Source organism: Anaerococcus sp. C0059F3, from assembly GCF_056590475.1.
Window position 1 is genome coordinate 212,549 of record NZ_JBWPWE010000001.1, and the last position, 19,998, is coordinate 232,546.

Genomic DNA, 19,998 nt, shown 5'->3' on the forward strand with positions numbered 1-19,998 from the left:
TAAAGAATAACATTCTAACATACCCTTCTTAAAGAGTCGGTTATATTGCCGACTCTTTAAATTTACATATTTTGATTTTTGAGATTGGATTTACTTAGGTATAATAACCCTATCACGGAGGAAAATATGATTTCTAGATTTTTTAAGAGGGTGCCCGCGGGGATTATTGTGGTGCCTATGTTTTTGGCTTCTATTTTGAATACTTTTGCGCCTGGGTTTTTACAGGTTGGGCCTATGACTGCGGCTCTTACTAGCAAAGATGGCCTTAATGCTTTGATTGATGTAACTCTGGTTGCTGTTGGTAGCCAGCTTACTTTTAAGAGGCTTGAGCTTGCTCTTAAGAGAGGGCTTGTTTTATTTTTGGCAAAATGGCTTACTGCTATTGTTTTGGGATTTTTATTTTTTAAATCTTTTGGTAGGGATGGATTTTTGGGGATTTCTGCTCTTGCTTTTATAGCGGCGATTTCTAACCATAACAATGCACTTTTTATTGGCCTTATTTCTGATTATGGGGATGAATATGATGTGGCGAGTGCGGCTATTACTGCAATAATTTCTGTGCCGATTTTTACTTTTTTGACCTTGTCTATGCTTGGGATTGCAGATATTACTCCAACTTCGATTTTAGATCTTAGTTTACCCCTACTTGCCGGGGTTGTCCTTGGCAATATCGATAAGAATTTTTGTGAATTCCTGGCTGGGACCCAAAAATATATCATGCCTTTTTTGGGATTTGCTATTGGAGCGGGCATTGATCTTATGGCTATCCTAACAGGAGGCTTGGCTGGCCTTGTTTTATCCTTCCTTACAGTAGGAGCTGCCTTTGTTATTTCCTTGCCGGCAGATATTTTTATCAACAAGAGACCGGGTTGGGCTGCGATTTCGACCTATACAGCTGCGGGCAATTCTGTTATTGTACCTGCTCTTGTGGCTAATCTTGATCCATCATGGCAGGCTTATGAGAATTTGGCTGCTGCTCAATTGGGGACTGTTGTGATTATGACTTCACTTTTAGTTCCACTTGCGGCTAGCCTTTGGATGAAATTTTATAAGAGCAAATAAATTTTATAGGTTATAAAGAGATAGGTCATATTTTTGGTAAATAGGAGATATAAGAAAATAATTTGCTAAAGATAATTAAATAATTGTAATTTGTGAGATTCCTCCTATCCTCTCGACTTTGCTCGAAGTAAAATATCAGTCAGAATGATCTCGTGGCATTGGTTTACTTGCATAAACAAAAATACCCTCCTTGCTTTCGTGCAAAGAGGGTATTTTAATTTTACTGCATAATTATTTTTATTTTTTATCGCCTTTATCTGCAAAGTCATTTGCAACACTTTCATCTGCAAAGGCACTTGCATTTTCACCTGCTATATAACCCATATAGCCTGCTACACCTATAGCTTGTCTACCTGGGTAGAAGTCGCCAAAGAATTGACCTGATGAGATTACACCAGATGCATAAAGTCCAGGGATTGCATGGCCATCTTTGTCTACAACTTCAGCCCTTGGAGAGGTTTTGATTCCGCCGAAAACACCACGGGTTGCATCGTACATCAAAGCTGCGTAGTAAGGACCTTCTGCCTTAAATTCTTTGAGGAATTTAGGGTCTTTACCGAAGTCTGTATCTTCTCCAGCCTTGGCTAGTTCGTTGTATCTGTCTACTTCTTTCTTGACTACTTCTGGGTCAAGTTCCATTAATTTTGCTAATTCTTCAATAGTATCTGCCTTGTAAACTCTGATAATTTTGTCATTGTTGGCAGTTTTTTCTAGGTATTCTTCCAAGTGTGGAAGGTTTGGAGCGATTTCGCTATCCATAATTGCCCAAGCTGTATTTTGTCCATCTTCTCTTACGAATTCAAATTTTTGTGGGTGAGAACCACCGTCTTCCTTGAATACCCTTTTGCCTTCCATATTAAGAAGGATAGCTTCGAATGGATAACCATTTGTAGGATCGCCTACCATTGGGTAGTCGTGTGGGTTGGCGTTAAATACACCTGACATTGATTCTTGGAATGGGTTCATAACACCGCCTGCTTCTAGGGCAAGTTTGTGGCCGTCACCGGTGTTACCTATAGCAGATGCAGAATATTCACCAGCACCCCTCTTGTTGTATTCCTTATCCATTTCAGGGTTTCTTGCGTAGTCGCCTGTTGCAAGGACTACTGCGTCAGCGTTGAAGGTTTTCTTGCCGGTCTTAGAATCAGAAATTACTCCTTTGATAACTCCGTCATCATTTATTAATTCTGTAGCTGGGGTGTTTAGGTAAATATCAACTCCCAAATCATTTAGTTTTTTAACAAAGGTTGCGATAAGGTTTGGTGCACCCTTGGCATTTGCTTTTTTAGATGGGATGGTGATTGCTTCTGCGTTTTTCTTAGATTTTTCATTTGGGTTAATTTTTACAGTAATAGACCCATCTTTTTCGCTTGGTTCAGTCCTGTAATCAACGCCGATTTCATCATAAACTTGCATTAATTTTGGTGAAACATCGATAAGGGCATCTAGCATTTCCATGTCGATTGGGTTTAGATCTTGGGCCCAAGACCTGTTTAGCCAGCCTGTTTTCATTGTTTCCTTGTCAGCTTCTGTTGGAGCGGCAAGCATATTACCACTTGCTGTGATTGATGTACCGCCTAGAAGGCCGTTCTTTTCGATAAGGGCAACTTTTGCACCATTGCTAGCAGCTCTATAAGCAGATACAATTCCGCTAAATCCACCGCCTGCTACAACAACATCGTAGTCAAATTCTTCATCTTTTACATCGACAGGAACGAGGGCTTTCTTAAGGGCATCAACAACTTCCTTTGATGATCCTTCTTCTATGGCCTTTGCTGCAGCAGTTTTTACAGCGGCAGATGTGATTGTTGCACCAGAAACATTGTCGATTGCTAAAGATTGGTTATCAACTATAGCTTTAGGAATAGTCTCATAGACAGCTTCGCAAATGCCGCTTGTTTCGTTTTCTTCGCCGATTTCAACTGACTCTATCTTATCCTTGCCAAGTTTAACAATGACTTCAACATCACCGTCAACACCTTGGGCAACAGCTTTGTATTCGCCTTCTTTGTAAGCTATATCGGTAGTTGGTTGTTTTTGTTCAGAAGTTTCTTGAGATTTTTCTTGGCTTTTAACTTCTTCTTTTTTATCAGCATTGTCATTTTGACAAGACGCTAAAATAGAAGCGCTTAAAAGCAATAGCAATAATTTGTTTTTCATAATTCCCTCCTTATGTAGATTAATTAAATCTTAACATAGAATAAATATATTGGCAATATTGAGATATTTAAAACATAAGCATATTAATCCTATATATATCCTATATATAAAGAAGGGAATGAAAAATAAAAAATATTTGTATATAAACTTGAAAAGTAAAACCTAGCTGGTATATTTACTAGCAGGGTTTTTTACTAGTGTTTTATTTTTTTTATTAATAAATAAAAAGAATTGTAAAACCTAGAAAAAAACTTGCGAAATACGCTTAATTGTCGTATTATATATAAGTGCTTTGAAGTTAGATGTTGCTTATGTATAGGCCAATGCATAAGGAAACTCTGACAGAGCGAGCTTAGGAATAATCCTAAGCGATTTCCAAAAATTATCAAACGCCCGGACGGGCGTAAAAGAAAGAGAGAGGAAAATGGCTAATCAACAAAAGATAAGAATCAGACTTAGAGCTTACGATCACGAAGTTATCGATAGCTCAGCAGAGAAAATCGTAGAAGCGGTAAAAAGAAGCGGAGCAGAAGTAAGTGGACCAATTCCATTACCAACAGAAATCGAAAGAATTACAATTCTTAGAGCGGTTCACAAATACAAAGATTCCAGAGAACAGTTTGAACAAAGAACTCACAAAAGACTTATCGACATCATCGGACCTAATGCTAAGACATTAGATGCGCTAAAGAAGTTAAATCTTCCAGCTGGTGTTGATATAGAGATTAAATTATAACTGTAATTAGGATGATTGACGGTTAAAGGTTAATAAGGATTAACTAGATTGATCAATCCGCTGTAATTAAGGAGGACTCATGAAGAGTATATTTACAACAAAAGTAGGCATGACTCAAGTCATCGACGAAGACGGAGTTATTACTCCTGTTACTGTTCTAAAAGCTGACGAGAACGTAGTTGTTCAAGTTAAGACAAAAGACGTAGACGGATACAACGCTATCCAAGTAGGAACAGTTGACAAGAAAGAAAAGAACGTTAAAAAGCCAATCAGAGGTCACTTTGATAAGGCAGGTGCTTCATACAAGAGATACCTAAAAGAGATTAACCTTGGTGAAGAAGAAACCGAATTAAAAGCTGGTGATAAAATCACAGTTGACATCTTTGAAGAAGGTCAACTAGTAGACATAGTTGCTATTTCAAAGGGTAAGGGAACTCAAGGTGCTATCAAAAGATGGAACTACGGAAGAGGTCCAGCAAGCCACGGTTCAAAATCTCACAGAGTAGCAGGTGCTAGAGCAGCAGGTTCTGACCCATCTAGAGTATTCAAGGGTAGAAAAGGTTCAGGAAAAATGGGACACGATCGTGTAACTATCCAAAATGTTAAGCTAGTAAAAGTTAACGCTGAAGATAGCTACATCTTAGTAAAAGGCGGAGTACCAGGACCTAAAGGTGGACTTGTTGAAGTTAAACAAGCTATTAAAAGCCTAGACTAAGGAGGATAAAATGCCTAAAGTAAATATTTTAAATATTAAGGGAGAAAATGTTGGCGAACTTGAACTAAACGAAACAATCTTCGCTACAAAAGTAAGCGAACACGCTGTTTACGAAGTAATCAAAAACCAACTAGCAAATAAAAGACAAGGTACACAATCAGCTAAGACTCGTGCTGAAGTACGTGGTGGTGGAAGAAAGCCATTCAGACAAAAAGGAACAGGACGTGCTCGTCAAGGTTCTATAAGAGCTCCACACTACACAGGTGGTGGTGTTGTATTTGCACCAAAGCCAAGAGACTACAGCTACAGACTAGCAAAGAAATTAAGAAGAAAAGCACTTTACTCAGTACTTACATCTAAACTTAATGATAATGAATTGGTAGTAGTAGATAGCCTAGAGCTAGCTAATGCTAAAACAAAAGAAGCTAAAGCAGCACTTACAGCCTTAAATGCTGACAGAAAAGCATATGTAGTAACAGCTGAAAAAGACGAATTAGTATATAGATCATTTAGAAACATCGAAGGTGTAGAAGTAGCTGAAGCTAGATTAATAAATGTTTATGATTTAGTAAGACACGACAAGTTAGTAATAACACAAGACGCTATTGCTAAACTTCAGGAGGTATTTATCTAATGAAAGCACCTTATCAAATAATCAAAAGACCAATAATCACAGAAAAAAGCATGGAAATGCTTGATGAACACAAATATACTTTTGAAGTAGACAAAAACGCTAATAAACCAGAAATCAAAGCTGCAGTAGAAGCAATCTTTGATGGCGTAAAAGTTAAATCAGTAAGAACCATGAACTATAAAGGTAAAAAAGTTAGAACCAGATATGGTTATGGTAAAAGAGCTGACTGGAAAAAAGCTATCGTTGAACTAACAGAAGATAGCCAAGCTATTGAATACTTCGACGGACTATAAGGAGGACTTAGATGGCTATTAGAAAATTAAAACCAACATCAAACGGACATAGAAATATGTCAGTAAGTACCTTTGAAGAAGTTACTACAGCAAAGCCATACAAGGCACTAACTACAGACCTTAAAAGCAAGGCTGGTAGAAACAATACAGGTAGAACAACAGTAAGATTCCGTGGCGGCGGAGTTAAGAGAAGATATAGAATTATCGACTTCAAAAGAGATAAAGATAATATTCCAGCAAGAGTACAAACAATCGAATACGATCCAAACAGAAGCGCATATATCGCACTAGTAGCATATGCTGATGGTGAAAAAAGATATATCCTAGCTCCAAAAGGATTAAAAGTAGGCGATGTAATCGAATCTGGCGAACATGCTGATATCAAACCAGGTAACGCTCTTGAACTAAAAGACATTCCAGTAGGTACAACAGTACACGCAGTAGAACTTAGAGCAGGCCGTGGAGCTATACTTGTAAGAAGTGCCGGAGTTGGCGCACAACTTATGGCTAAAGAAGGCGGATTTGCTACACTAAGACTACCAAGCGGTGAAATGAGAATGGTACACTTAAACTGCAAAGCTACTATTGGTACAGTAGGAAACTCTGAACATGAACTTATAAGAGTAGGTAAAGCAGGTAAATCTAGATATAAAGGCAAGAGACCTCACGTAAGAGGATCAGTAATGAACCCAGTAGACCATCCACACGGTGGTGGTGAAGGTAGAGCACCAATTGGTAGACCAGCTCCAATGACACCATGGGGCAAGAAAGCTATCGGTGTTAAGACTAGAAATAAGAAAAAACAATCTTCTGCATACATCGTAAGAAGAAGAAACGAAAAATAGGGGGATATAATGGCTAGATCACTTAAAAAGGGACCATTTGTCGATGATCATTTAATGAAGAAAATAGACGAATTAAATGAAAAAAATGAAAAGAAAGTAATTAGAACATGGTCAAGACGTTCTACAATATTCCCTGAATTTGTAGAACACACAATAGCAGTTCATGACGGAAGAAAACACGTTCCAATCTATATCACAGAAGATATGGTAGGTCATAAACTTGGCGAATTTGTGCCAACAAGAACATTCAGAGGCCACGCTAAAAAGGCAACTGAAATGAAAAGCAAAATGCGTTAGGAGAGATAAATGAAAGTACAAGCAATAGCTAAATATCAAAGAATATCTCCTCTAAAAGTTAACTATATAGCAAGAGAAATCAGAGGCAAACAAGTAGACGAAGCACTAAACATCTTAAGATTTACTAACAAAAAAGGTGCAAGACTACTTGAAGAAGTGCTAAAAAGTGCCATTGCCAACGCTGAAAACAACAACGGACTTGATAGAGAAGATCTATACGTAGAAAAAGCATACGCAAATGATGCTCCAACTATGAAAAGATACAGACCTAAAGCTAAGGGTGCTGCATACCCAATATTAAAAAGATCAAGTCATATCGGCGTAGTGTTAGCGGATATAGAGGAAAGGTAGGATTAATATGGGACAAAAAGTAAACCCTAAAGGATATAGAGTAGGCGTAATCAGAGATTGGGACTCCAAATGGTTCGCTGATAAAAAAGACTTTTCTGACCTTCTAGTAGAAGACGTAAAGATAAGAGAATTTATCAAAAAGACAGCTTTTGAAGCTGGAATTGCAGATATTGAAATTGAAAGAGCAGTAAACAACCTAAAGATTACAATCTTCACAGGAAAACCAGGAATGGTAATCGGTAGAGGTGGTGCTGGAGTTGAAGAACTAAAAGCTAAGATTGAAAAAATCGCTCCAGGTAAAAGAATCATCATCAACGTTGAAGAAATCAAATACCAAGATTTATCTGCCCAACTAGTTGCTGAAAATATTGCTAACCAACTAGAAAACAGAATTGCATTTAGACGTGCCATGAAACAATCTATCCAAAGAACAATGAGAGCTGGAGCTAAGGGTATTAAAACTATGGTTTCAGGAAGAGTTGGCGGAGCAGATATGGCAAGAAGTGAAGGATACTCAGAAGGTACAATTCCACTTCAAACACTAAGAGCAAATATTGACTACGGTTTTGCAGAAGCAGACACAGAATACGGTAAAATCGGATGCAAAGTTTGGATCTACAAAGGTGAAGTTCTTCCAGGAGAAAAAGCTGAAAGAGAACCAAAACTAGCTGCTCCACAAAATAACAGAAGAAAGAAAAGAAATAATAGACGTCCAAACAGAAATAATCAGGGACAAAATTAGTCTTAAAGAATCAGGAGAGTATTATTTATGTTAATGCCTAAAAGAGTAAAATATCGTAGACAACATAGAGGCAGAATGAAGGGTAATGCTAATAGAGGTAACCAACTTGCTTATGGTGAGTATGGCTTACAAGCTCTAGAAGCTTGCTGGATGACAGCAAACCAAATCGAGGCTGCTCGTCGTGCGATGACAAGATATATAAAAAGAGGCGGAAATATTTGGATAAAAGTATTTCCAGACAAACCAGTATCTAAAAAGCCTGCAGAGGTAAGAATGGGTTCTGGTAAAGGTGCACCAGAATACTGGGTAGCCGTAATCAAACCAGGTAGAGTACTATTTGAGATGAGTGGTGTTAGTGAAGAGGTAGCAAGAGAAGCAATGAGACTTGCTGCACAAAAACTTCCAATCAAAACAAAATTCATCCAAAGACTTGAAGTAACAGGTTCGGAGGAATAAGGATGAAAATAGCAGAAATTAGAAATTTATCAGACAAAGATCTAGATAAACAACTATTTGATTTACAAAATGAGCTTTTCAATCTTCGTTTTAGGCTTGCCACAGGTCAGTTAGAAAACCCAGCAGCTATAGGAACTGTTAAGAAAGATATAGCTAGAGTTAAGACTATCCAAACAGAAAGAAAGATTGAAGCGGGCAAGGAGGCTTAATCTCAATGGAAAGAAATAGAAGAAACGTGCGCCAAGGCGTGGTAGTATCTGACGCAATGGATAAGACTATAACAGTTCTTGTTGAAGATATCATTAGCCACCCAGTGTACAAAAAGAAAATAGTTAGAAGTAAAAAATACAAAGCTCATGATGAGAAAAATGAAGCTAAAGTTGGCGATAAAGTAGTAATAATGGAAACAAGAGCCCTATCTAAAACAAAAAGATGGAGACTAGTACGCATTAGCCAAGCGGCAGAAATTGTTTAATTAATAAGGAGATTATTATGATACAACAAGAAACTCGTATGAGAGTAGCAGATAACTCCGGCGCAAGAGAACTTTTAGTAATCAAAGTTCTTGGAGGAACTAGAAGAAGATATGCCAATATTGGTGATGTAGTTGTTTGTTCAGTAAAAAGTGCAACACCCGGCGGAGCGGTAAAAAAAGGTCAAGTAGTTAAGGCTGTTATTGTTAGAACAAAAAGAGGCCTAAAAAGAGTTGATGGTTCAGTAATAAGATTTGACGATAACGCAGCAGTAATCATCAAAGACGACCAAACACCAGTAGGAACAAGAATCTTTGGTCCAGTAACAAGAGAACTAAGATCTGAAGGTTTCATGAGAATTATCTCACTAGCACCGGAAGTATTATAGGGGGATAAAATGCATATAAAAAAAGGCGATAAAGTCCAAATAATATCAGGTGAATATAAAGGACATGTAGGAGAAGTTTTACAAGCTTTCCCAAAGACAAATAGAGTAATAGTTGAAGGTGCCAACGTGCAAATAAAACACCAAAGAGCAACAACAATGGGCGGTGAGTCAGGAAGACTTGAACAAAACGGTCCAATTGATGCATCAAATGTACTTCTATACTCAGAAGAACTTAAAAAAGGTGTTCGTACAGGAATTGTTTACGAAGACGGCAAAAAGATTCGTAAATCAAAAAAGACTGACGAAAAATTCGACTAGGTAATAGGAGATATTATGACACAGAGACTTAAAGAAAAATATCAAAACGAAGTTGTTGAAAAACTTATCGAACAGTTCGGTTATAAAAATGTTATGCAAGTTCCAAGACTTGAAAAGATTGTTATAAACATCGGACTTGGAGAAGCAAAAGACAACCAAAACCTATTAAATACAGCTAAGAGAGAACTTAGCCTAATAACAGGTCAACAACCAATCGAAATCAAAGCTAAAAAATCAGTAGCAAACTTTAAATTAAGAGCTGGTCAAGCAGTTGGTACAAAAGTTACCCTTAGAAGAGAAAAGATGTATGACTTCCTAGATAAGTTAATCTCAATCTCACTTCCAAGAGTTAGGGACTTTAGAGGTATCAACCCAAATTCTTTTGATGGCCGTGGAAACTATTCACTAGGTATCAAAGAACAATTGATCTTCCCTGAAATCAAGTATGACGATGTAGACTTCATCCACGGAATGGATATTACAATCGTAACTACTGCTGAAACTGATGAAGAAGCAAAAGCATTCTTAGAATTAATGGGAATGCCATTTAAGAAATAGAAGGAGCAAAAATGGCTAAAAAGTCACTAAGAGCTAAACAACAAAGAAAACAAAGATTCTCTACAAGAGAATATACAAGATGTAAACTTTGTGGAAGACCACACGGCTACTTAAGAAAATATGGAATTTGCCGTATTTGCTTTAGAGAACTTGCAAATAATGGACAAATACCAGGAGTAAGAAAAGCAAGCTGGTAATTAAGGGGGAAAGATAATTATGATGACAGATCCAATAGCGGATATGCTAACAAGAATCAGAAATGGTAACAAAGCTAATCATAAAAAGATTACTGTTCCATCTTCTAATGAGAAAAAAGCTATTGCCCAAATACTGCTTGATGAAGGCTTTATAACAGGGTTTAACGTAGAAGAAGACAATAAACAAGGTATTCTTACAATAGATTTAAAATATACAGAAAATGGCGAAAAAGTAATCTCTGGCCTTAGAAGAATCTCTAAACCAGGTCTTAGAGTTTACGTAAAAGCTAATGAAGTTCCAAAGGTACTAGATGGTCTTGGAACAGCGATTATTTCGACATCAAAAGGACTTATGACTGACCGTGCTGCAAGACGTGAAAATGTAGGCGGCGAAGTTATTTGTTACGTATGGTAAGGAGTAATATATGTCAAGAATAGGTAAACAACCAATCGTAATACCTTCTGGAGTAGAAGTTACTATAGATGGTCTTAATGTAAAAGTTAAAGGAAAAAACGGAGAAGATAGCTTAACAATAAGCGATAGAGTTACACTTGAACAAATTGAAAACGAACTAATCCTTTCAATTCCTGAAAACTATACAAAACAACAAAACATTGACCACGGTCTTTATAGATCTTTAATACACAATATGGTAGTAGGAGTATCAGAAGGTTATCAAAAAACACTTCAAATCGAAGGAACAGGATACAGAGCAGCTAAACAAGGTAAGAACTTAGTATTAAACTTAGGTTATTCTCACCAAATCACAATGCCAGATCCTGAAGGTATCGAAACTGAAGTACCAAATGATAGAACTATTATTGTTAAGGGATACAACAAACAACATGTAGGTCAACATGCTGCAAACATCAGAGCTAAGAGAAAACCTGAACCATACAAGGGCAAGGGAATCAGATACGCTGATGAGCATGTAAGACGTAAAGTTGGTAAGACAGGTAAGTAGGAGATATAAATGGCTAAAAAGAATAAAAACGATAGACTTATAACTCGTAAAAAAAGAGTTAGAGCAAAGATATCAGGAACTCCTCAAAGACCAAGACTTTCAGTTTATAAATCAAACACAAACATCTATGCACAACTAATTGACGATGTTAACGGTGTAACACTTGCAAGTGCTAACAGCCTTCAAAAAGATGTAGCAGAAAGCGAACACGCTAACGTTGAAACAGCTAAGAAAGTTGGAGCAGCAATCGGCAAGAGAGCTCTTGAAGCTGGCATCGAAGAAGTTGTATTTGATAGAAACGGTTATTTATATCACGGAAAAGTCAAAGCACTAGCAGAAGCAGCAAGAGAAGCTGGTCTTAAGTTTTAGGAGGTTGGTAAAATGAAATATTTATTAAAAAGTGAAGTAGAAAAACTAAACCTCGAAGATAGAGTAGTTGCAATCAACAGAGTTGCTAAAACTGTAAAAGGTGGACGTAACATCAGATTTACAGCCCTAGTAGTTGTAGGAAACTCAAACGGTGTTGTAGGTGTTGGAACAGGTAAAGCTACAGAAGTACCAGAAGCAATCAGAAAAGCTACAGAAAATGCTAAAAAGCAAATGATAGAAGTTCCAGTAGTAGGAACAACAATTCCACACAGAATTCAAGGAGTTGATGGTGCAGGAAAGGTATTATTAATGCCAGCAGTAGAAGGTACAGGAATCATCGCAGGTGGTCCAGTACGTGCTATATGCGAACTTGCAGGATTTAAAGACATCAAAGCTAAAAACCTTGGAACAAGTAACCCAAGAAATATCATTAACGCGTGTATCAATGCATTTTACAACATGAAGACTGTAGAAGAAGTTGCAAGACTTCGTGGTATATCGGTAGAAGAATTTGACTATTAAGGAGAGTACAATGGGAAGAATTGAAATCACACTTAAAAGATCTTTTATCGGTAAAAAAGATGGACAGATCGCAACAGCAAAAGCGCTTGGCCTTAGAAAAATCGGTCAATCAGTTGTTAAAGAAAATAATGACGCAACCAAGGGAATGGTTCACAAAATCAGACACATGGTTGAAGTTAAGAATATAGACTGAGGTGTAAAATGAAATTACATGATTTACAACCAAACGTTAAATTAAAAGATAAGAAACGTAAAGGAAGAGGAGCTGGTTCAGGACTAGGTAAAAGATCTGGTCGTGGACAAGACGGACAAAACTCAAGAAGTGGTGGAGGAGTAAGACCAGGTTTCGAAGGTGGTCAAATGCCTCTATACAGACTCTTACCTAAAAGAGGTTTTAAAAACATCAACAGAAAGATTTACGAAACAATCAATGTTGAAAGCTTAAACGTCTTTGAAGATGGTACAGAAGTTACACCAGAATTATTATTTGAGACAAAACTATTAAAGAAAAACAAAGCTAAAGCTGGAGTTAAGATCCTAGGCGATGGCGAACTAGAAAAGAAACTAACAATAAAAGCTCATAAATTCACAAAATCTGCTGTAGAAAAAATCGAACAAGCAGGTGGAAGTGTAGAAACTATCGAAGTGAAAAAGTGGGTAAAACCATCTAAAAAAGCTTAATAGAAAGAAGTAGCTATGTTAGATATAATTAAAAGAGCAGCAGGGGAAGAAGAAATCAGGAAGAAATTCCGATTCACCCTCTTGATGCTTGTAATATATAGGCTTGGAAATAATATTCCAATACCTTTTATCGATACAAAGGCCTTAGCAAACGCATATTCAAACATTGAAGGAACCCTTGTTGACTACCTAAATATGTTAACAGGTGGTGGACTATCAACCTTATCAATATTTGCCCTAGGAGTTCAACCTTACATTACAGCATCAATCGTAATGCAATTACTCACTGTAGTAATACCAAGGTTAGAAGAATTAACTCGTGAGGGTGAACAGGGAAGAAAAACCATTCAAAAATACACCAGGTATATGACAATAGTACTTGCCATATTCCAGGCAATAGCCATTACAAACGGCCTTTACGGTGCAGCCCTATCAAGTGCAACAGGCTTCCAAAAGATAGCCATGAATGTTACCCTAATAGGCGGAACAATGTTTGTAACATGGATGGGTGAAACTATGACAGAAAAGGGACTTGGTAACGGTACAAGTTTACTAATCTTCATGGGTATTATAGCATCCTTCCCAAGAACCATTTCTAGATGGCAAGAAGGCCTTCACTACAATACTACAAGCGTTCTTGCTATAGCTATTATGTCAATTTTAGTTGTCCTAATAGTAATAGCAGTAGTAATGATATCTGAAGGCGAAAGAAAAATCCCAATCCAATACGCAAAAAGAGTAGTAGGACGTAAGATGTACGGCGGCCAATCAACCCATATTCCAGTAAAGGTAAACATGGGTGGAGTAATGCCAATCATCTTCGCATCAGCAGTACTTGCTATTCCTTCTACTGTATCACTATTCTTCGGAAATGGTGGAGAAAGCGGATTAACTGCATTTTTCAACAAATCAACATTTGGTTTCGCGGTATATCTATTAGTACAAACTGTACTTATCCTAGTATTCGCATACTTCTATAACCAAATCCAATTTAACACCGTTGAATATGCAAAGCAACTACAACAAAATGGTGGTTTCGTTCCGGGAATTAGACCTGGTAAACCAACCAGTGATTTCCTAGCAACTGTATCAACAAGAATAACCTTCATCGGTTCAATTTGCTTAGCCCTACTAACCATAGTACCAGCTATAGCAAGCAGACTCCTAGGACTACAAATATCATTTGGTGGATCATCAGTAATCATCGTTGTAGGTGTAATTATTGAAACTGTAAAACAAATCGAAGCTATGATGACTATGAAGCAATATAAAGGATTTTTAAACAGGTAAGAAATGAATATAATATTGTTAGGCCCACCAGGAGCTGGTAAGGGTACGCTATCAAGTAAAATAATAGACAGATTAGACGCAGTTCAGATAGCAACAGGTGACATATTCAGATACAATATCTCAAATAAAACTGAACTGGGAATGAAAGCAAAATCTTATATGGACAGAGGAGACCTTGTGCCAGATGAATTAACAATTGATCTAGTATGGGATGCCTTTGACAAAGTGGAAAATAGGGATGAAAGAATAGTACTATTCGACGGATTTCCTAGAAACTTAGACCAAGCCAAGGCCCTAGATAAGGGAATGGCAGAAAGAAATACTGAAATAGGCCAGGTAGTTTATTTTGATGTAGATGATGAAATCCTAATTGAAAGAATTACAGGCAGAAGGGTTTGCGAAGACTGTGGAGCAACCTTCCACATAATGAACAATAAGCCTCAAAAAGAAGGCCTTTGTGATAAATGTGGCGGAAAGCTCATTCAAAGAAATGATGATAATGAACAAACAGTTAAAAACCGTATTGCAGTATATAATGACTTCACCAGTCCACTCATAGAATACTATGAAAAGGCAGGAAAGTTAGTTAAAATAGATGGCGCTAAAACTCCAGAAGAAGTTTTTAACGAATTTAACGATAAATTAGGAAAGTAAACTAATTTATGCTAAGAAAAAATTAGATGTGATAGAATCTTACAAAGATTTCTAGAACAAAGTCGTTGATAAAACACAAGCGTTCAATAGACATTTTAGAAAATTTATAAAGGAGGTTCTATCAATGTCAAAAAAAGATGCTATAGAAGTTACAGGAGAAGTTGTCGAAGCAATGCCTAATGCAATATTTAGGGTAAGACTAGACAACGGACATGAAGTACAAGCTCACATATCAGGCAAGCTTCGTATGAACAGCATTAGAATATTAGAAGGAGATACAGTAACTGTAGAGCTATCTCCTTACGATCTTAGCCAAGGTAGAATTACTTGGAGACGCAAATAATTACCAAGGCAAAGGACATTAACTTTAATTTTAAAAGTTAGATCTAAAAATAAGATATAAACTTAAGTTAGGAGCAAACATGAAAGTTAGAGCATCAGTTAAAAAAATGTGTGATAAATGCAAGATTATCAAAAGAAATGGTAAAGTTATGGTAATCTGCGAAAATCCAAAACACAAACAAAGACAAGGTTAGGAGGGTTTAATGCCAAGAATAGCTGGTATAGATTTACCTAGAGAAAAAAGAGCAGAAATTGGACTAACATATATTTATGGTGTAGGAAGAGCAACTGCTAACGAAATATTAGAAAAAGCAGGAATAAATCCTGATACAAAGATGAAAGACCTTACAGAAGAAGAACTTGGTAAGATTCGTGAACAATTAGACCACTACACAATCGAAGGTGACCTAAGAAGAGAAACAAGTCTTAACATCAAAGCACTTAGAGAAAATGGTTCTTATAGAGGACTTAGACATAAAAACGGTCTTCCAGTAAGAGGTCAAAACACAAAGAACAACGCAAGAACAAGAAAAAGCAGAAAGGGTTAATAGATGGCTCCAAAAGGAAAAAAATCTACCAAAGGTAGAAGAAGAGTTAAAAAGAATGTTGAACGTGGCCAAGCTCACATTTCATCAACATTCAATAATACAATGGTAACACTTACTGATATGCAAGGAAACGCACTCTCTTGGGCAAGCGCAGGACAACTAGGCTTTAGAGGAAGTAGAAAATCTACTCCATTCGCAGCAGGTGAAGCAGCAGAAACTGCAGCTAAAATTGCAATCGACCAAGGCCTAAAAACTGTAGAAGTTTATGTAAAAGGACCAGGTTCAGGAAGAGAAGCAGCAATCAGAAGTCTACAAGCAGCAGGACTAGAAGTTACAATGATCAAAGACGTAACACCAATCCCACACAACGGTTGTAGACCACCAAAGAGAAGAAGAGTTTAATTAAGGAGATATTATGGCAGTAAGCAAAGATCCAGTATACAAAAGAGCGAGAGCTTTAGGAATTTCTCCAGCCTACCTAGGATACACAGGTTCTTCAAATAGAGCTCTTCCAAAAAGAAGAAGCAAACTATCTGAGTATGGTATGCAACAAAGAGAAAAACAAAAAGCTAAATTCATCTACGGAGTAAGCGAAAAACAATTTAGAGGCTACTACGACAAAGCTAGCAGAATGAAAGGTCAAACAGGTGAACAACTTATAATCCTTTGTGAAAGAAGACTAGATAACATAGCCTTCAGATCAGGCCTTGCTAGAACAAGAAGAGAAGCAAGACAAATCGTAACACACGGCCACCTACTCGTAAATGGTAAGCAAGTAGACATCCCATCTTATTTAGTTGAAGAAGGTGATGTAATCGAAGTTAGAGAAAAATCTAGAACAAACACACTATTTAAAGCTATCAAAGAAGTAAATGCATCATTTGGTGTAGTTGAATGGTTAGATAGCGACATAGAAAACCTAAAAGTAAAAGTAGTAAAGTTCCCAACAAGAGAAGAAATAGACATTCCAGTTGAAGAACGTATGATAGTAGAGTTCTACTCTAAGTAGGATTAAGTAATAGTTAGAACTAAGGAGCTACCATGATCGATAAAATAGAAACTAATATAGAGATATTGGATATAAGGGAAGAAGACCATTACGGTAAATTTGCCCTATACCCACTTGAGCGAGGATATGGTACAACCATTGGAAACAGCATGAGAAGGGTGCTCTTATCATCCTTACCTGGTTCTAGCGTCTCAAAAATACTAATCGATGGAGTACTTCATGAATTTTCTATAATTGATGGAGTAGTTGAAGACGTTCCAGAAATAATCCTAAACATCAAAGGCCTAAATGTAAAAAAACATTCAGACGAAGATGTAACCTTATTTCTAGAAATTGAAGGACCAAAGATAGTAACAGCCAAAGATATAAAAGAAGATGCCTTAGTTGAAATAGCCAATCCAGACCATTATATAGCTACAGTTAACGATAAAAGTAAGCTTTTAATAGCTATGGATGTAACAAATGGAAATGGTTATAGGATATCAGAAGACAATAAAGATGAAAAAGATCCTATAGGAACTATCGCTATCGATTCATCCTTCACCCCAGTAGAAAAAGTAAACTTCACAGTTGAAAACACCAGGGTAGGAGAATCTACAGACTTTGATAAGCTAATAATAGAAGTATGGACAAATGGAACAGTAACTCCACAAGAAGCCCTAGCAGAAGGCTCATCAATCCTAATCGACAACTTCTCATTCTTCAAGGAGCTACCAGGAAAGACATTCCCACCAGAAGAAATTGAAGTTGAAGAAGAAATAGTTGAAGAAGATACAAACGAAGATCTAGATAGAACAATCGAAGAACTAGACCTATCATTAAGATCATTCAACTGTCTAAAAAGAGCAGGCTTCAACACAGTGGCAGACATAATAGCAGTTCCAGAATCAGAACTAAAGACAATCAAAAATTTCGGTAAAAAATCACTAACTGAAGTAATAGATAAAATCCATGAACTTGGATTTTCCCTAAAAGATGAATAGGAGGAAATATGGCAGGCAAAAGAAAACTTGGTAGAAGAACAGACCATAGAGATGCTATGCTTAGAAACCTAGTGGGTTCATTACTTGAACACGGTAGAATCGAAACTACCCTAACAAGAGCTAAAGAAACACAAAAAATGGCTGAAAAGATGATCACCCTAGGCAAGAGAAACACACTTCACACAAGAAGACAAGCAGCAAGCTATCTTTACGAGCCAAAACTTGTACAAAAACTATTTTCTGAAATCGCACCAGAATATGAAGACAGAAACGGTGGATATACAAGAGTACTAAAACTAGGACCAAGAAGAGGCGACGGATCAGAACGCGCAATCATAGAACTAGTTTAATAAATAAAAGCCCAAAATTCGCGGCTGTGGGCTTATAGATTTATTTAGATTATAATTTAAATAAAGGACACCCCTTAGGGGGTGTTTTTTCTTTGGGAAAAAATATACAAGTATTGATAATACAGTATTATTTGTGAAATATTTTAAATCAAGTATGATATATAAGAAAAGTTTTCGCGAAGGAGGAAAAATGAATAATATAGAAAGAAAACCAAGATACGCGATGAGAAAACTATCCATAGGCCTCGTATCATGTATGCTAGGATTTACCCTAATGGCTATACCAAGCCAATCTTTTGCAGCGGAGGGGGCAGAGAGTGAGCCTACACAAGTAGAGGAGACCCATCAAGAAGAACCTAAAGAGGACTCAGCAAAAGAAGGCGGTTCTGAAGATAAAGGCAATAAAATTGATAATAATGCTAATAATGTTCAAGAAACACTAGAATTAGGTGACGAAATTAAAAATAATCCTGTACATCAAGAAAATGAAGAAGAAAACATTGTTGATCTTACATTTACATGGAAATATTCGAGTTCCAGCCCTGAAACTAGTTCAAACCCAAAATTAAAAGGTCAGGAATTAGAGTTGGGATTATTTATATCTTATATTGATTCTAATGGACAACAGGTTGATTATAATTATTATGGACCAAAAGTAAAAATTAAGTATGGTGAAGATACAACTTTAAGATTTGATTTAGGTAGATTTGGCAAGGCTATAAATAAAGACGTAGCGAATATTAGCGATGTTCAGTTACTTGTAAATGATTATACAAAAAATTACAAAATATCACAGAGTAATAGCGGATTTAATAGAAATTCAAAATCTCATAGGATTGTCTTACAGCAAGATATGGACACAAGTGTTCAAGAAAAATTTGATACCAATGCATTGATTCTCGATAAAGATAAGGAAAATTTTAAGGTAAAATATAAAATTGTCCAACATAAAAATACTGGTGAAAAAGATGAAAAGGGGAATTTTAAATTTGAAGAATCGGGTAATGTTGTTGAAAATAAGCAAGGTAAGAAATTAGAATATAGTAGAGACTTTAAAAATAATAGTGATATAAAATTAGCTTGGGATAATGATGATATAAAAGATGCTATTTATGGTTCACGTACACTTAGTATTTTTAACGAATGGCAAGGGAAAAATAATAAATTTAGTATCATAACTGAATTTGATGGTAAAGACGCTGAAAAACATAAAAAATATTATAATTTAACTGTTGAAGGTGATGATATAAATGGCTGGAAGGTTACATTAGGTTCAAATTTAAAAGAAAAAGAAGATATAAAAGAAAGAACAACACAAAAATTTACTACAAAAGAGATTTATGATGATACTCTTGATGAAGGATATAGAAAAATTGAACAAGAGGGTCACGATGAAATTGTAAAAGAAACCTTTAGGTTAATTTATCTGCCAGGGAAAAATGATACAGTTGATGAAGAAGTAGAAAGAACCCTTAAAAGAAGTGAAAAAATTCAAAATTTGGTTAAACAAATAATAAGAATAGGTACAAAGAAAAAACCTAACCCATCAGGCCCAATTATTAGGCCTGGAGATAATACTGTTCCGTCTAATCCAAGTATAGATACACCAGATGAGGATGACGAGGAGTATAGAAAACTTATCGAAGAGCTTATAAAAGAAATTAAAAAAGAAACTGAAAAACAAGACCAAGTAGAAAGTCCAAATGATGAGAAAAAACAAAACCCATCAAAAGTAGAAAACAAAACAGAAACTCCAAGCGAAACCAAGAAAGAAAGTACAAATCCTCAAAGAGATGCAAAAAAAGACCAAGCAAATCCATACAGAAATAAAAAAGCTGACCAAAGAGCAAATAAATCTGCTAGCCCAAAAACAGGTGTTACAGGTTCTTTAGCTGTAGCAGCTCTTGGTTTATCATCATTTGTTGCAAGCCTCGGTCTTAGAAAAAAGAATGATTAAATAAATTAAAAGAAAATTCACCCCTTTAAAGTGACCCCACAAAGTTGGACCTAATACCAGAGTTAGAACTAAACTAGCTCTGGTATTTCTTTGTTCTTTCCTA

At 36.4% G+C, this 19,998-nt stretch carries 33 protein-coding genes; 32 read left to right on the forward strand and 1 reads right to left on the reverse strand.

From position 1 onward, the window contains the following. The first annotated feature begins 126 nt into the window (after positions 1-126). On the forward strand, positions 127-1,062 hold the full coding sequence (locus AC1EJ5_RS00960) for a 2-keto-3-deoxygluconate permease (RefSeq protein WP_479813972.1): 936 nt from the start codon (positions 127-129) through the stop codon (positions 1,060-1,062). 237 nt (positions 1,063-1,299) lie between these two features. On the opposite strand, the gene AC1EJ5_RS00965 is transcribed toward AC1EJ5_RS00960, so the two are convergent. After that, a complete protein-coding gene (locus tag AC1EJ5_RS00965; RefSeq protein ID WP_479813974.1) occupies positions 1,300-3,222 on the reverse strand; it encodes an FAD-dependent oxidoreductase in 1,923 nt (640 codons plus the stop codon). Positions 3,223-3,646: 424 nt separating this feature from the next. Between AC1EJ5_RS00965 and rpsJ the strand changes: the two genes are divergently transcribed. The 31 genes from rpsJ (at position 3,647) to AC1EJ5_RS01120 (ending at position 19,895) form a co-directional block, all read left to right on the forward strand. Further along, positions 3,647-3,958: a 30S ribosomal protein S10 gene (gene rpsJ, locus AC1EJ5_RS00970; protein ID WP_004826901.1), complete on the forward strand. Its 312-nt coding sequence runs from the start codon at positions 3,647-3,649 to the stop codon at positions 3,956-3,958. Positions 3,959-4,037: 79 nt separating this feature from the next. Next, positions 4,038-4,673, forward strand: a complete 636-nt coding sequence (gene rplC / locus AC1EJ5_RS00975; RefSeq protein ID WP_223418053.1) for a 50S ribosomal protein L3 — start codon at positions 4,038-4,040, stop codon at positions 4,671-4,673. A gap of 10 nt (positions 4,674-4,683) precedes the next feature. Beyond that, positions 4,684-5,307 carry a 50S ribosomal protein L4 gene (gene rplD / locus AC1EJ5_RS00980; RefSeq protein WP_479813976.1) on the forward strand — a complete coding sequence of 208 codons (624 nt, stop codon included), beginning with the start codon at positions 4,684-4,686 and terminating at the stop codon, positions 5,305-5,307. Then, positions 5,307-5,600 carry a 50S ribosomal protein L23 gene (gene rplW / locus AC1EJ5_RS00985; RefSeq protein ID WP_223418049.1) on the forward strand — a complete coding sequence of 98 codons (294 nt, stop codon included), beginning with the start codon at positions 5,307-5,309 and terminating at the stop codon, positions 5,598-5,600. Before rplD ends, rplW begins: the two co-directional genes overlap by 1 nt. Before the next feature lie 11 nt (positions 5,601-5,611). Continuing rightward, positions 5,612-6,445, forward strand: a complete 834-nt coding sequence (gene rplB / locus AC1EJ5_RS00990) for a 50S ribosomal protein L2 (RefSeq protein ID WP_223418047.1) — start codon at positions 5,612-5,614, stop codon at positions 6,443-6,445. 9 nt (positions 6,446-6,454) lie between these two features. Beyond that, a complete protein-coding gene (gene rpsS / locus AC1EJ5_RS00995) occupies positions 6,455-6,742 on the forward strand; it encodes a 30S ribosomal protein S19 (protein ID WP_004826896.1) in 288 nt (95 codons plus the stop codon). 9 nt (positions 6,743-6,751) lie between these two features. After that, complete coding sequence (gene rplV / locus AC1EJ5_RS01000; protein WP_308748995.1) at positions 6,752-7,093, forward strand: 50S ribosomal protein L22; 342 nt, start codon at positions 6,752-6,754, stop codon at positions 7,091-7,093. 7 nt (positions 7,094-7,100) lie between these two features. Further along, positions 7,101-7,835 (forward strand): 30S ribosomal protein S3, encoded by a 735-nt coding sequence (rpsC, locus tag AC1EJ5_RS01005; RefSeq protein WP_311480431.1) that lies wholly within the window; start codon positions 7,101-7,103, stop codon positions 7,833-7,835. 27 nt (positions 7,836-7,862) lie between these two features. Then, on the forward strand, positions 7,863-8,291 hold the full coding sequence (gene rplP / locus AC1EJ5_RS01010) for a 50S ribosomal protein L16 (RefSeq protein WP_223418044.1): 429 nt from the start codon (positions 7,863-7,865) through the stop codon (positions 8,289-8,291). A gap of 2 nt (positions 8,292-8,293) precedes the next feature. Then, a complete protein-coding gene (rpmC, locus tag AC1EJ5_RS01015; RefSeq protein WP_004826892.1) occupies positions 8,294-8,500 on the forward strand; it encodes a 50S ribosomal protein L29 in 207 nt (68 codons plus the stop codon). A gap of 5 nt (positions 8,501-8,505) precedes the next feature. Beyond that, a complete protein-coding gene (gene rpsQ / locus AC1EJ5_RS01020) occupies positions 8,506-8,766 on the forward strand; it encodes a 30S ribosomal protein S17 (protein WP_223418043.1) in 261 nt (86 codons plus the stop codon). Positions 8,767-8,783: 17 nt separating this feature from the next. Next, positions 8,784-9,152, forward strand: a complete 369-nt coding sequence (gene rplN, locus AC1EJ5_RS01025) for a 50S ribosomal protein L14 (RefSeq protein WP_209773450.1) — start codon at positions 8,784-8,786, stop codon at positions 9,150-9,152. A 9-nt stretch (positions 9,153-9,161) separates the two neighbouring features. Then, the gene (gene rplX / locus AC1EJ5_RS01030; protein WP_223418042.1) at positions 9,162-9,470 is read left to right on the forward strand and encodes a 50S ribosomal protein L24; all 309 of its coding nucleotides are present in this window, start codon (positions 9,162-9,164) and stop codon (positions 9,468-9,470) included. A 15-nt stretch (positions 9,471-9,485) separates the two neighbouring features. Further along, positions 9,486-10,028, forward strand: coding sequence for a 50S ribosomal protein L5 (rplE, locus tag AC1EJ5_RS01035; protein ID WP_311480430.1), 543 nt, complete (start codon positions 9,486-9,488; stop codon positions 10,026-10,028). An 11-nt stretch (positions 10,029-10,039) separates the two neighbouring features. Next, entirely contained in the window at positions 10,040-10,225 is a 186-nt protein-coding gene (locus AC1EJ5_RS01040) for a type Z 30S ribosomal protein S14 (protein ID WP_223418039.1), read from the forward strand. Between the two features lie 19 nt (positions 10,226-10,244). Then, positions 10,245-10,640 carry a 30S ribosomal protein S8 gene (gene rpsH, locus AC1EJ5_RS01045; protein ID WP_209773442.1) on the forward strand — a complete coding sequence of 132 codons (396 nt, stop codon included), beginning with the start codon at positions 10,245-10,247 and terminating at the stop codon, positions 10,638-10,640. Positions 10,641-10,650: 10 nt separating this feature from the next. Continuing rightward, positions 10,651-11,190: a 50S ribosomal protein L6 gene (gene rplF, locus AC1EJ5_RS01050; protein WP_479813981.1), complete on the forward strand. Its 540-nt coding sequence runs from the start codon at positions 10,651-10,653 to the stop codon at positions 11,188-11,190. 9 nt (positions 11,191-11,199) lie between these two features. Continuing rightward, entirely contained in the window at positions 11,200-11,559 is a 360-nt protein-coding gene (gene rplR, locus AC1EJ5_RS01055; RefSeq protein ID WP_223418037.1) for a 50S ribosomal protein L18, read from the forward strand. A gap of 12 nt (positions 11,560-11,571) precedes the next feature. After that, the gene (gene rpsE / locus AC1EJ5_RS01060) at positions 11,572-12,081 is read left to right on the forward strand and encodes a 30S ribosomal protein S5 (RefSeq protein WP_223418036.1); all 510 of its coding nucleotides are present in this window, start codon (positions 11,572-11,574) and stop codon (positions 12,079-12,081) included. A 10-nt stretch (positions 12,082-12,091) separates the two neighbouring features. Then, entirely contained in the window at positions 12,092-12,274 is a 183-nt protein-coding gene (rpmD, locus tag AC1EJ5_RS01065) for a 50S ribosomal protein L30 (protein ID WP_209773426.1), read from the forward strand. Positions 12,275-12,282: 8 nt separating this feature from the next. Beyond that, positions 12,283-12,762 (forward strand): 50S ribosomal protein L15, encoded by a 480-nt coding sequence (gene rplO, locus AC1EJ5_RS01070; protein WP_223418034.1) that lies wholly within the window; start codon positions 12,283-12,285, stop codon positions 12,760-12,762. A gap of 15 nt (positions 12,763-12,777) precedes the next feature. Further along, positions 12,778-14,052: a preprotein translocase subunit SecY gene (secY, locus tag AC1EJ5_RS01075; protein WP_479813984.1), complete on the forward strand. Its 1,275-nt coding sequence runs from the start codon at positions 12,778-12,780 to the stop codon at positions 14,050-14,052. Between the two features lie 3 nt (positions 14,053-14,055). Next, entirely contained in the window at positions 14,056-14,706 is a 651-nt protein-coding gene (locus tag AC1EJ5_RS01080; RefSeq protein ID WP_223418031.1) for an adenylate kinase, read from the forward strand. Positions 14,707-14,830: 124 nt separating this feature from the next. Beyond that, the gene (infA, locus tag AC1EJ5_RS01085; RefSeq protein ID WP_223418029.1) at positions 14,831-15,049 is read left to right on the forward strand and encodes a translation initiation factor IF-1; all 219 of its coding nucleotides are present in this window, start codon (positions 14,831-14,833) and stop codon (positions 15,047-15,049) included. Positions 15,050-15,128: 79 nt separating this feature from the next. Next, on the forward strand, positions 15,129-15,242 hold the full coding sequence (gene rpmJ, locus AC1EJ5_RS01090) for a 50S ribosomal protein L36 (RefSeq protein WP_004818043.1): 114 nt from the start codon (positions 15,129-15,131) through the stop codon (positions 15,240-15,242). A 9-nt stretch (positions 15,243-15,251) separates the two neighbouring features. Next, a complete protein-coding gene (gene rpsM, locus AC1EJ5_RS01095) occupies positions 15,252-15,596 on the forward strand; it encodes a 30S ribosomal protein S13 (RefSeq protein ID WP_223418028.1) in 345 nt (114 codons plus the stop codon). A 3-nt stretch (positions 15,597-15,599) separates the two neighbouring features. Then, the gene (gene rpsK, locus AC1EJ5_RS01100) at positions 15,600-15,998 is read left to right on the forward strand and encodes a 30S ribosomal protein S11 (RefSeq protein ID WP_004826876.1); all 399 of its coding nucleotides are present in this window, start codon (positions 15,600-15,602) and stop codon (positions 15,996-15,998) included. A 13-nt stretch (positions 15,999-16,011) separates the two neighbouring features. Further along, positions 16,012-16,605 (forward strand): 30S ribosomal protein S4, encoded by a 594-nt coding sequence (rpsD, locus tag AC1EJ5_RS01105; protein WP_223418027.1) that lies wholly within the window; start codon positions 16,012-16,014, stop codon positions 16,603-16,605. A 32-nt stretch (positions 16,606-16,637) separates the two neighbouring features. Then, on the forward strand, positions 16,638-17,588 hold the full coding sequence (locus tag AC1EJ5_RS01110) for a DNA-directed RNA polymerase subunit alpha (RefSeq protein WP_223418026.1): 951 nt from the start codon (positions 16,638-16,640) through the stop codon (positions 17,586-17,588). A gap of 8 nt (positions 17,589-17,596) precedes the next feature. Continuing rightward, a complete protein-coding gene (gene rplQ, locus AC1EJ5_RS01115; RefSeq protein WP_223418025.1) occupies positions 17,597-17,938 on the forward strand; it encodes a 50S ribosomal protein L17 in 342 nt (113 codons plus the stop codon). Positions 17,939-18,128: 190 nt separating this feature from the next. After that, positions 18,129-19,895 (forward strand): G5 domain-containing protein, encoded by a 1,767-nt coding sequence (locus tag AC1EJ5_RS01120; protein WP_479813987.1) that lies wholly within the window; start codon positions 18,129-18,131, stop codon positions 19,893-19,895. Positions 19,896-19,998 lie beyond the last annotated feature (103 nt).

What these genes read in the sequence shown, in the direction of transcription:
- rplR (WP_223418037.1), top strand. Translation starts at nt 11,200, where the DNA reads ATGGCTAAAAAGAATAAAAACGATAGACTTATAACTCGTAAAAAAAGA.
- AC1EJ5_RS00960 (WP_479813972.1), top strand. Translation starts at nt 127, where the DNA reads ATGATTTCTAGATTTTTTAAGAGGGTGCCCGCGGGGATTATTGTGGTG.
- rplQ (WP_223418025.1), top strand. Translation starts at nt 17,597, where the DNA reads ATGGCAGGCAAAAGAAAACTTGGTAGAAGAACAGACCATAGAGATGCT.
- secY (WP_479813984.1), top strand. Translation starts at nt 12,778, where the DNA reads ATGTTAGATATAATTAAAAGAGCAGCAGGGGAAGAAGAAATCAGGAAG.
- infA (WP_223418029.1), top strand. Translation starts at nt 14,831, where the DNA reads ATGTCAAAAAAAGATGCTATAGAAGTTACAGGAGAAGTTGTCGAAGCA.
- rpsQ (WP_223418043.1), top strand. Translation starts at nt 8,506, where the DNA reads ATGGAAAGAAATAGAAGAAACGTGCGCCAAGGCGTGGTAGTATCTGAC.
- rpsJ (WP_004826901.1), top strand. Translation starts at nt 3,647, where the DNA reads ATGGCTAATCAACAAAAGATAAGAATCAGACTTAGAGCTTACGATCAC.
- rpsE (WP_223418036.1), top strand. Translation starts at nt 11,572, where the DNA reads ATGAAATATTTATTAAAAAGTGAAGTAGAAAAACTAAACCTCGAAGAT.
- AC1EJ5_RS00965 (WP_479813974.1), bottom strand. Translation starts at nt 3,222, where the DNA reads ATGAAAAACAAATTATTGCTATTGCTTTTAAGCGCTTCTATTTTAGCG.
- rplX (WP_223418042.1), top strand. Translation starts at nt 9,162, where the DNA reads ATGCATATAAAAAAAGGCGATAAAGTCCAAATAATATCAGGTGAATAT.
- AC1EJ5_RS01040 (WP_223418039.1), top strand. Translation starts at nt 10,040, where the DNA reads ATGGCTAAAAAGTCACTAAGAGCTAAACAACAAAGAAAACAAAGATTC.
- rpsD (WP_223418027.1), top strand. Translation starts at nt 16,012, where the DNA reads ATGGCAGTAAGCAAAGATCCAGTATACAAAAGAGCGAGAGCTTTAGGA.
- rpsC (WP_311480431.1), top strand. Translation starts at nt 7,101, where the DNA reads ATGGGACAAAAAGTAAACCCTAAAGGATATAGAGTAGGCGTAATCAGA.
- rpsK (WP_004826876.1), top strand. Translation starts at nt 15,600, where the DNA reads ATGGCTCCAAAAGGAAAAAAATCTACCAAAGGTAGAAGAAGAGTTAAA.
- rpsS (WP_004826896.1), top strand. Translation starts at nt 6,455, where the DNA reads ATGGCTAGATCACTTAAAAAGGGACCATTTGTCGATGATCATTTAATG.
- rpmC (WP_004826892.1), top strand. Translation starts at nt 8,294, where the DNA reads ATGAAAATAGCAGAAATTAGAAATTTATCAGACAAAGATCTAGATAAA.
- rpmD (WP_209773426.1), top strand. Translation starts at nt 12,092, where the DNA reads ATGGGAAGAATTGAAATCACACTTAAAAGATCTTTTATCGGTAAAAAA.
- AC1EJ5_RS01080 (WP_223418031.1), top strand. Translation starts at nt 14,056, where the DNA reads ATGAATATAATATTGTTAGGCCCACCAGGAGCTGGTAAGGGTACGCTA.
- rplV (WP_308748995.1), top strand. Translation starts at nt 6,752, where the DNA reads ATGAAAGTACAAGCAATAGCTAAATATCAAAGAATATCTCCTCTAAAA.
- rplP (WP_223418044.1), top strand. Translation starts at nt 7,863, where the DNA reads ATGTTAATGCCTAAAAGAGTAAAATATCGTAGACAACATAGAGGCAGA.
- rpmJ (WP_004818043.1), top strand. Translation starts at nt 15,129, where the DNA reads ATGAAAGTTAGAGCATCAGTTAAAAAAATGTGTGATAAATGCAAGATT.
- AC1EJ5_RS01110 (WP_223418026.1), top strand. Translation starts at nt 16,638, where the DNA reads ATGATCGATAAAATAGAAACTAATATAGAGATATTGGATATAAGGGAA.
- rplC (WP_223418053.1), top strand. Translation starts at nt 4,038, where the DNA reads ATGAAGAGTATATTTACAACAAAAGTAGGCATGACTCAAGTCATCGAC.
- rplE (WP_311480430.1), top strand. Translation starts at nt 9,486, where the DNA reads ATGACACAGAGACTTAAAGAAAAATATCAAAACGAAGTTGTTGAAAAA.
- rpsM (WP_223418028.1), top strand. Translation starts at nt 15,252, where the DNA reads ATGCCAAGAATAGCTGGTATAGATTTACCTAGAGAAAAAAGAGCAGAA.
- rplW (WP_223418049.1), top strand. Translation starts at nt 5,307, where the DNA reads ATGAAAGCACCTTATCAAATAATCAAAAGACCAATAATCACAGAAAAA.
- rplF (WP_479813981.1), top strand. Translation starts at nt 10,651, where the DNA reads ATGTCAAGAATAGGTAAACAACCAATCGTAATACCTTCTGGAGTAGAA.
- rplD (WP_479813976.1), top strand. Translation starts at nt 4,684, where the DNA reads ATGCCTAAAGTAAATATTTTAAATATTAAGGGAGAAAATGTTGGCGAA.
- rpsH (WP_209773442.1), top strand. Translation starts at nt 10,245, where the DNA reads ATGATGACAGATCCAATAGCGGATATGCTAACAAGAATCAGAAATGGT.
- AC1EJ5_RS01120 (WP_479813987.1), top strand. Translation starts at nt 18,129, where the DNA reads ATGAATAATATAGAAAGAAAACCAAGATACGCGATGAGAAAACTATCC.
- rplB (WP_223418047.1), top strand. Translation starts at nt 5,612, where the DNA reads ATGGCTATTAGAAAATTAAAACCAACATCAAACGGACATAGAAATATG.
- rplN (WP_209773450.1), top strand. Translation starts at nt 8,784, where the DNA reads ATGATACAACAAGAAACTCGTATGAGAGTAGCAGATAACTCCGGCGCA.
- rplO (WP_223418034.1), top strand. Translation starts at nt 12,283, where the DNA reads ATGAAATTACATGATTTACAACCAAACGTTAAATTAAAAGATAAGAAA.